At 58.2% G+C, this 249-nt stretch carries 1 protein-coding gene; it reads left to right on the top strand.

Features of this window, described 5'->3' with window-relative positions:
* Positions 1-249 (top strand): hypothetical protein (locus P0D80_RS51675; RefSeq protein WP_408296805.1); only part of this gene is annotated, 249 nt, incomplete at both ends.

The following is a 249-nucleotide window of genomic DNA, read 5'->3' as shown; positions in this document are numbered from 1 at the left end:
TACTCAATTCCGCTGAGCCGGCTGATGCGCAATTGCAGGCGATCCGCAAGACCGTTACGGACCGGCCAGATCTGTGCGAATTCTCCAGACTCCACGCCGAGTATGGCGGCAAGAATGAGTGCCGCTTCATGGCACAGTTCTTCAAGCCCCGTCGCGCCGAACTGTTGCGCATTCTGACACGGCTGCGATTTATTTCAACCAGTCACGATACGGGCTTCGCGCGCTCGCTTGCACTCATGCTCTCCCAGC

The organism is Paraburkholderia sp. RL17-373-BIF-A (assembly GCF_046030175.1).
Taxonomy (GTDB): domain Bacteria; phylum Pseudomonadota; class Gammaproteobacteria; order Burkholderiales; family Burkholderiaceae; genus Paraburkholderia.
This window is presented reverse-complemented; position numbering and strand designations above follow the sequence as displayed.